The sequence below is a fragment of the Gammaproteobacteria bacterium genome (genome assembly GCA_013697705.1).
Classification (GTDB): domain Bacteria; phylum Pseudomonadota; class Gammaproteobacteria; order UBA6002; family UBA6002; genus UBA6002.
On sequence record JACCWJ010000042.1, the window covers coordinates 1 to 9,659 of the forward strand.

General features: G+C 36.6%; 4 protein-coding genes. 2 read left to right on the forward strand and 2 right to left on the reverse strand.

Annotated features, from left to right (window positions below; genetic code table 11):
* Positions 1-350 precede the first annotated feature (350 nt).
* A complete protein-coding gene (locus tag H0U71_08305; GenBank protein MBA2655047.1) occupies positions 351-3,332 on the reverse strand; it encodes a hypothetical protein in 2,982 nt (993 codons plus the stop codon).
* Positions 3,333-3,564: 232 nt separating this feature from the next.
* Here H0U71_08305 and H0U71_08310 point away from each other — a divergent pair, with 232 nt between their 5' ends.
* Positions 3,565-5,619, forward strand: coding sequence for a hypothetical protein (locus H0U71_08310; protein MBA2655048.1), 2,055 nt, complete (start codon positions 3,565-3,567; stop codon positions 5,617-5,619).
* A gap of 59 nt (positions 5,620-5,678) precedes the next feature.
* Positions 5,679-7,637, forward strand: a complete 1,959-nt coding sequence (locus H0U71_08315) for a hypothetical protein (protein ID MBA2655049.1) — start codon at positions 5,679-5,681, stop codon at positions 7,635-7,637.
* An 81-nt stretch (positions 7,638-7,718) separates the two neighbouring features.
* Here H0U71_08315 and H0U71_08320 read toward each other — a convergent pair whose 3' ends face one another.
* Entirely contained in the window at positions 7,719-9,149 is a 1,431-nt protein-coding gene (locus H0U71_08320) for a hypothetical protein (GenBank protein ID MBA2655050.1), read from the reverse strand.
* Positions 9,150-9,659: the final 510 nt, after the last annotated feature.

Sequence of the window (9,659 nt, forward strand, 5' to 3'; positions counted from 1 at the left end):
TTTATTCGCGGGATCCAAATCCGATGCTGGATCCCGCGAATAAATCGCGGGACGACGGAGAGGTGTTTGGCCGCGGGACGACGGCATTATTGTCACCCTCGCAATAAGCCTTTTTAAATTTTTGTCCAGTACAAAGTTATATGGTTTGCGTCATAGTCTCCTAAATCAAAGCAAAAAGATGAATTTCATGAGTAAATCAGCAAGAAGCTCAACATTGAGTTATTTCGCGCCAATTCTAAGCAAGCTAAACATCATTTAGCGAGATCGCAAGCCTGACCCCGGCACATAATCTGGATAAAGCAAAGTATTACTATATTACTTCGCTCCATCCAGCATATAAGGATACTGATTTAATTATTACGGGGAGACGGAAGATCAAGGTTTGCCGGTTCGTTAGGCGTGATGATATCAGGTTCTGCCCCACTAATGAGGGAAGAATGCAAACGTGCCAATTCATTATGGAAATTTTCATTCCATTCGAAATAGGAAGACCGCCACTCACGTCGCTCTGCTAAAACGTTAAAGTACAATTGAAGCGGCGATAAAGCTTTCGCTTTATGAAAGTATGCTTCCATACGGACATGCGCAATATATAGGATATCCCTATTCGAAGATTCTGCTTTTTCTTGTTCGTGATTAATTGAAACGTGCGACAAATCTAGGGGCCAATTCTGCGCCGAACTTACTAAAGCCAATAGCTCTTTGAGTTTTTTAATGTCAGCATGAATTAAGTTCTTATTCCCATGTAAATTGGGAAATTGCTGTGATTGAGTTGATATAGCCGAAGTTGGTTGGAAGAAGCTGTTGTTGTTGTTGTTATTGTTGTTGTTCGGGTTTCTATGAATTTTATGAGAGGAGGCTGGAGCAGGTACTTTCATTTTCACACTGCTTTCATATCTCACACGCAAACTTTTTCCACTTACGTCATCTTGGCACAAGACTTTTCTAAACAACGTCATATCTGCAATTAAACAATTGTAGAAAAGTTCGCCCTTATAATCTGTGATATAAACCTCCCTAGGATTAGCAATTGATAAATGAAGAATGTAGGCCTGCTTACTCCTACCTAGCTCTTGTTGTGCCGTCTTAAAATTGATTATCTTGAGCTTACCTTCAATAAAAAGATCACTATTTTCTTCAAGTGACAGTTTAAGATCGATAAGATGCTGACCAAGAGCAGTAAGATGTTTAAAATAGGTCAGCTCCCGAAGGTCAGCATTTTTCTCTAGACGGTTTTTTCTAATAGTAGGCCAATCTTCATTCCGGGTTATAGAAGATATGCGTCCTGCTATATCGCTATATTCGGGAATGTTTTGGGATTCTTGTGCTAAATATAAACTGCATAGCCATCCAAACTGCTCAACAGTTTCAGTGCTTATATTTTGCAGCTCTTCAAAATTTCGCCCAAAAACGCTCGCTAGTGCTAGCATAGTAATCTGATCTATCGACTGGTTATGGTCACATGAATTATTGGTGAAGAGCATTACTGTTGACATCCAAGTGGATAGATTGTCAAGCTTAGCTGGGTCTACATTTGTAAGTTCTTTGGTTGTTTTAAGAAAAGATTGAAGATTAATACCCTTTCCTCGTTGAACCTTCGTAAAATCGATCATTTCAACGCCATCTTTGGGGGTGTGCTCACCCATGGAAAGTTTTAGAGTAGAGCTTATTAAGCCTCTTGAATAGGTGGGAAGCTTTGATAAAAGCTCAACAATCGACTGAAAAATTTCATTTATTACTTCAGGATTTAACTCAAAAATTAGCCTAACCATCTTGCTTAAATACTGGGCGCTATGAGGCCCATGTTTGCTTTGTCTATTAGCCAATTTCACAATGGCAATCACCATTTTTTGAAAGTACCAGTTTAAGACCACCTCAAGTTCTTTTGATTTTCCAGTTAACTTTGCTAGCTTTGCATAATTTGTGTTTTCATCTGATTTCATTATCCCTACAACCTGGGTACTTAATACTAGGTTTTTATGAAAATTACCCCCAACTTCAGGTTTCATATCCTCAAGACTTTTCTGTACCCCATTAACCAACTCTGGTAATAGTTCTTTATTTTTATCGATTATGGCTTTCGCTTCGATAATTGTTTGTTGGGCATTATCAAATTCATCAAGCTCAAGAGGAGAGGTATCTGAAAATAACTTTGCAGGATATAAAGCGACTTGTACTCTTTGTTGAGCAGATGTGTTTGCATAATTCAAACCATCAACTTTAGAAAGAATTTGCATCGTCTCTACAAGGCTTTGCTTTATTGTTTCTGTGTGTGATTCTAATTGATTTTTGATGACATAGATTTTTCTGGAGCGAATTGTTGTAAAAAGAATTTTTTCTACAAAGGCACCGTCCTCCGATCCATCGCGTAAATTATTAATGAGATCTCTGTATAACTCATGCATTCTTTGAAAAAGAAACTCTTTTCCTCTAATGGACACTGCATGTATTATTTTCGAAAATATTGTTTCAGTTTTTTGATAGGAGTTTGCGCTTATTAAGGTGATTCCTTGCTCAAAATGCTCACTGTCTTTCTGGGTAGTGTCCTCATTAAGCCCCATCAATTGATTATTGAGATAACTAAAAAAACCAGCCTGAATTTCCTGACCTAGTTTGGAGACTTCTTCAACAATAGAGCTTGTCATCTGATAGTACATTTGCTCTGTGAGCGGAAAGGTTTCTGCCACGGGATTATGGGGGGCACCATTTTGAGCATAGCGACCAAAGATCCCCGCAGAACAACTAGAAGGATCGTGATGATTATCATCAATATGGGCAAGTTTATTTTCTTCCAATAGATATACAAAAGCTGCTTTAGAGGCTGCTAGATCTTCTTTTTTTACGTTGTGGTGATCTGAACTTGCTAACCAATAATAAGCCGTCATTTCAACTAAATTAACACTATATATCGCTCTAGGAGCACCGCCTTCATAAAAAGGTTTAGTATCTTCTTCCAATGTAGATCGAGCATTAATGTAGGAATTGAGTACTTTTTCCTCCAACTGTAGGTCTCTAGATGAATTACTATTATTGTTATTACTTTGAATAGACCATAGGTGATTGATTTTAGCTTGGATTTCTTTGATTTTCAGATCAATATAGGTTTTAAGATCGGAAAATACGCCTTCCGTTCCACCTGCTGCTTGAAATGCTTTTGCATAATGGGTCGTTAGCCTTTTGTATGTCCCAGCAACGAACCGCCTCCTGCCGGCATCCGTTAACATAGAGGTTTCATGACCCCCATGATTAGGCAATGCCTGATTAGTTCCCTCAATTATATTACGAATTTCAGCAACGCCTTCTTGAATTTTAGGTGACATTTTTGGCAACATAATAACCTCTGTTAAAAACCATTAAATAATCCGCAATTTTGGACAGTTATTCTTAAAATAATATTAAGGCTTTCTATAAATTTTGTTTATAAATTTTGTGATAAGAAAACCTTAATAATAAAATGGTAACCTTTGATGATCCTGAATAAACAGTATCAGCACGCGAAAACGTTTTCACCCCTTAGATAAATATCATCTGAAAATTGAGAACTCAATTTTCGAGGAACCCAACATGCAGCAGAAAAATAATTTACCTCAAGACCAATCGACCACTAAAAAACGCAAAACGATAGAAGAGCAAAGGGTTGAGCAAGAAATAGGCTCTCCTACTATCGATGAGCTTGAAGCGTCCTATCGCGAGTTGTTAGCAGCCCTTGAATTCCACAAAAATAATGCATCTTCTCTTGATGACCTTTGTGAGTATCGCCGATGTTTAATAAATAATCGTCGCCTTATGGGAGAGAAACACTTTGCCCAATTTCCAGTTCAAGCACTTGCCTACTACAAAACAGCTTTGGAGCATTTCGATGAGCTGTCTAAGCCTGTTGCCTCCTTAAAAACCAACAACAATAACAACAATACCAGTAATCAAGTTACTATACTCACTCCGGGGGATTGGGAAGGATGCGTTGATACACATTCTAAAATATTCGCAATTTATAATAACAACCAAGAGCCTGAAGTATTAAGCCAAGTGCTCCAAGATCTTGAAAAATCAATCGCTTTTTATAACATACAACTATCAAATCAACCCACCGCTTTAGTCCATGAGGGGCTTAGGCATTGCTTAGCAGAGTACAAAAAGATTAGCGATAAAATTAAGAATATAGATTTACCTCCACCAGCGAGCTTTTTAGATTTAGCGCAACAAGACAATAATAATTCCAAACTAAAAAACCTACTTTATAACTTTGAATATACTCAATTCATACTTGATAAAATCAAATCACTTGAAAACGATAGTGTTCTCTCTATTAAGTGCAACGACGAGAAACAGGTGCGAGATATTAGCCAATGGCTTGCAAAACTTGAAACTTTATTACCATTCGTGAAGTTAATCTTTAGGATTGAAAAAGATGCTAACAGTTTAGAGATCATTGACGCAGCATCCATTTATCAGTTAAAGCAGTGGGCTAGTATGACAGATCAGATTTCTCGCGCGCTAGAATTAAAAGATTGGAATGGAATTTTTGAGGCGATAGTCAAAGCAAAGGGAGGATCAGGAATACATACTTTGTTTATAAAAAAGCGATTGGAACTCTTTGAAAATTACGATTATTTATTATCAAGTAAAATCCAACCGCAGGATAAAGAAGATTACGAACACGTTATTAGTACGCATCGTAATCGCTTAAACTCTCAACTTGCTTATGCTGAGAGTAGGCGAAAAAAACCGACCGAATCAAATGTAAATGATAGCTTAATTTTGCCATTGCAGAATAATTTAGTCGTCTCTACTAATTCTTCTTCAGAATTTGTTTCCCACGAAGTAAGTTCTAATACGCCTAACATTTCGAAACATACGCTTGTCCCCACATTTTTTAATTCTAATTGCAATAATAATCCTATTAATATTGACCATACCCATCAATTGCCAAGACAAACTTTGAGGTCAACAGATAATTCACTGTCCGACTTATCCCATGCAGCAGCTTCAATTGAAGCTACTGAAAACGAAAGACCCTCAATCAACAACAATAATTCATCAAATATCCAGGTTATATCCTCTCTGCATTTTTCTCGTCAGAAAGAATTAGAGGAAAAAAGTACACAGGAACTCATATCCTATAGACGTGATAGAGTAGCCAAATTGCACGAAGTTCTTCTGCTAAATACTAACAATGATCTCAGAGAAATCAGAAGTATTGAAGACGAACTGGGCTGCCCTCATACTGAAACAGGTGACCTACCCAATACTACGTCTCTTGAGGTAATGAAAGAGAAAAATCGATACTTCGAGAAAATGAAACAGAAAATAAAGGCAGAACTAAAAAATAAATGTCAGATCGAAATGGCTGAGACGATAAAAATTTTTAATAGTATCAAAGTGATCGCAAATGAAATGGGTCTGCCAGCTAATTCGATTCCTAGAATAAAAAATATTTCTGAGTTAGCTTATCTACCTGCTCTTAAAGATGAGCAGAAAAGACTGGGCAGTGAATTGAGTAAGTTGCGGGAACAACAAAAAACAGACTTAATTCAAGATATTTTGGCCTTTAAAGAAGAGATGGACCAAATAGAGGATATTTCAACAGATTATCAATACTTGCGTTCACCTAAAATGTAAAACTGTAATTGATTTAAAATTAAATTTTAAGCTTAATGATTACTGAGTGAGATGAGCATATGCAACTAAATAGCGAAACCGAAACCGAAACCGAAACCGAAACCGAAACCGATCCATCGGAGTTAACTGATAATGAAAATACTTCAGCAGATGCTTCAAATAATTTGGTTTTAAACTATGAAAAAAATTACCAAACACTATTAAATATTCTACCTATTGCTCAAAGTCAAAATTCAAAATTGGCTGCAGATATAAACTTTGAGAGATTAATAGAAAATCGCCGTTTAGTGGGCGATAGTTCCGTACAGATTCCTAAAAAGGCTATTGCATATTATAAGCAAGCTCTTCAGCATTATGAGGATTTCAAAAAATATCGTGGAACAAATGATAATAATACTGAATTAACCATAAGAGTGCAGACTCAAGCAGCAGAAATTCATTACAACTTGTATGCAGTGCTTGAGGAAAGTGAGAATTTACTTGAGCTGAAGGAGGCGAGTGGTCATTTAAGAGCTTCAATCAAATATTATTATGAACTCCTACAGAGAAATAAAAGAGACAATAAAAATGATTGTCGACGTGAAATAGTAATCTGCAAAAATGGTTTATTAAGCTTAGAGAAAAAAATCAATAAAGTAAATGAAAAAACAACCAACAACAATGTTGTGGAAAAGACTGCCCATGATTTCAACTTGGCAGATAAATTTTGCCTTGAAACATACGTGCTGAATGCCCTTGAAAAGGAACAGGGAGCGACTAATTTAACGGTGGAATGTGAAAATAACAAACAGGCAAGAGCTATTAAGGACTGGCTATTAAATTTAGAGACGTTAACCACGTCTATACATCTGGATATTTCTTCTGACTCAAAACTGATAATTAAAGAACCTAAATCGATTGAATGTGTGAAACAATGGCAAGAAACAACGAAAATTATAAGTATCGCACTAGCAACAAAGGACTGGATTTTACTTTTTAAAACCATAGCTACACAAATGTATGGTAAAAAAAGTCTTCAAGCCAAAAAGGCTTGTCAGCTGTTAGAATATTATTATGACGACCTAAAGTCAAAAGGGAAAATTTCTGAAGCAGATAATTCGGAATTTACGAAAGTTTATATGGCAGAACAAGCTCTAATTTCTGAGAAAATGAAGGCTTCACAAATAAAAGTGCAACAAAATAAAAAGTGCGAATTAAAGCGCAAATCTTCCGAGAAACCATCTCCTCCGGGTCAAGCAAGTCTTACTTTTTTTGGTCACTCTCCTCTCACTCATTCACTTGTAAGCTCTTGTTCGCCACCTCAACAAGCAGTGAGTACACTCAAGAACATTGAAACTCTTCTGTATGCTGCTGGTGAAATGAATAACAACAACAACAATAACAACAACAATAATAATAATTATGTTCCTCCAGTCAGTGTTGAGAGTCTTAGACACACAGGTATTCCTGTGATTAATAGTCCAACACAGTCAATGCTTAGGAAGGACGAATTGGAGGGGGAAGATATTGAACAATTAAAAATAAAGAGGGCTAAAATGGCGCAAGATATACAAGCTAAATTAATAAATGCGACGAACTTTTATATTAAAGGAATAAGGAGCTTTGAGAAATTACTTAACAAGCCCCAAGATAACTCGATAACTCTAGCGGGTAGTATGTCACTTGATATATTAAGAGACAAACATCAAAGCTACAAAATGCTGCATGAGGAACTTCAGAAACTTGTTAAACAACAGGTATTGTCTGAGATTGACTCACTTTGGTTAGAGACACAGGATATTGCTAAAGAGCTGGGCTTGCCCATGGATGGAATCGCTACAAAACCCGTAGTTGATGAACAAAAAACTTTGCCTGAATTAAATGATGCTAAAAATGCGCTGCAACTTGAATTAAAAAACAAAAAAGGTCAACTAGTCCAAAGCATCATGTCTTTAGAAAACGAATTGGAGCAATTGAGAGAGGAAGCTAGTTCTAATAGTGAATCAGCGAATAACGATTCACCCAATCTCCGAAGATAAAATGTGCAAGAGTGTCACTTAAGTTCAGCGCATCTGTCTTAATTGATACGATAAAATCTATTTTAATTTCATAACAAAGCTCTACATATTGGAGCCTGGAGAATTGTGACCACGTACTCTACTATTTTCTTCTGAATCATCATCCAAATCAACGCTGGAAGTTACGTTGTTGTTATTTCCAGCTGTACTCGCTGAAACATCATTAAAAATACCTCCTTGGTATAAATGAGAATTGTTATTACTTAATAATCTGAAGAGTGACGGACTATCATTTTCTTCTGCGCCATTATTTTGATTATCCGGGGTTGTGTTATCGTTATTATTAATGAATTCATTATTGGCATTCTGAGTTCTGGAATCTGGATTATTAAGAATGGTATCTGAAGCAATTGGGTTTGTGTCACTGTTTACATTTAAATCAGAATGAGTTGTAGAGTTTTGATAATCTACAGTATTTAATTGGCTTGAAAGTGACTGTGTATTATTTCTTTCTGATTCATTAAATATATCATAGGTATAATTTGTATTGATATCGTTGGAAGGATTTGTACTAGGTTCTATCCTGTTGCCAGAGGCATCATAATAAAAGTGTTGGGTTGTGAGTTCATTATCATTACCACCAGTAGAAATAGAGAGTAGCCAGCCCAAAGCATGATAACTATAGCGTTGGATTCTTTGCCCAGAGCCAGGGACATTATCCGATCTATACGTTAAGTTACCATAAGCATCATACTCGCGTTGACTTTCTTGTTCACCCTCATTAATCTCCGTTCCCTCTGCTCTATTATCAGAAGTAGGGAGTAGACTGGAATCTGCGCTATAGTTTTGAGAGTTATTACTAGTGGCTGTATTATTATAATTTTCGTTATCAGGGTTATCCCGGGTAATAGCTGAGGTAGCAATAAAAGACGGTAATGGCACGCCTTGTCTTGTAGCCACTCTTTGTATTTCAAATCTATCTTTGGGTGAAAACTCGTGCGTTGTCACAGGATCAAGACATCTCGCGTTGTAGACTCCAGTCTTAGGGTTAAAAATTGGCTTAATTATTCGTAGATATTTTGCCAATGCATTAATATCGTAAAAATATCGAGTTGTAGCATATACTCTATCCTCTTCCTTTACTGGCATATGACTTATTGGATCAAGGAATTCAAAGCTCTCTATATCAAAATTATTTCTTGGTCTTAGCCGTGTGAGAAAAATTAATATATCATAGTAAAATTGCTCTGCGAAAAAATTTTCCCCCTCAGTGGTCTGGGGTTTTTCAAATAGAAAAATTAATTTCTGTTCTAGTTTTTCAACGGTAGTTTGAATCCTTTTTTCTATTTCAATTTTTTCTTCTTTATCTTTTGTTTTTTTCTTAACGTTAAGCCCATCTTCAATTGCCTCCAGTGCTTCTTTTAGCTCTTTAGCAATTTCAGGGTTAATAGTATTAACTTGGTTATTATTGTTATTATCAATAAACCCATTTAATTGATGAATTATTTTTTTAATTAGGACTTTAGATTTCATTCGGGTCTCTCCAGGGGCATATGCTGTTAATTGCTACTAACTAAACTGGATGTTTTAGGGGCACCTTAGGTGCAACCAAAAAAACTGAAAAGCTATGCTTTTTACACCATTACTATTATTTGGAAAACGCTTTCTGACTTAAAAGGACGCACAAATAAAAGTAGCACTATAAGGGAAAGGGCTCTGCCTCTCACCCAGTCTTAAATTGTAAAAAAAATCGTGAATATGCGGCTATATCTTACCTTCCAATGATTAAGGAAACCTTAAAAGTCACCTAAAATTCTTGAAAAAACTTTGTACTGAACAAAAATTTAAAAAGGCTTATTTCGAGAGTTAAATCACGCCGTCGTCCCGCGATCCACCATCCACGTGTCTCGCGATCCATCCTCCATATGTCTTCGCGATCCATCCTCAATGTGTCCCGCGGTCCGCCCACCCCACGTGTCCCGCGACCCACCCCCTTCACGTCGTCCCGCGATTTATTCGCGGGATCCAGCATCTGATTTGGAT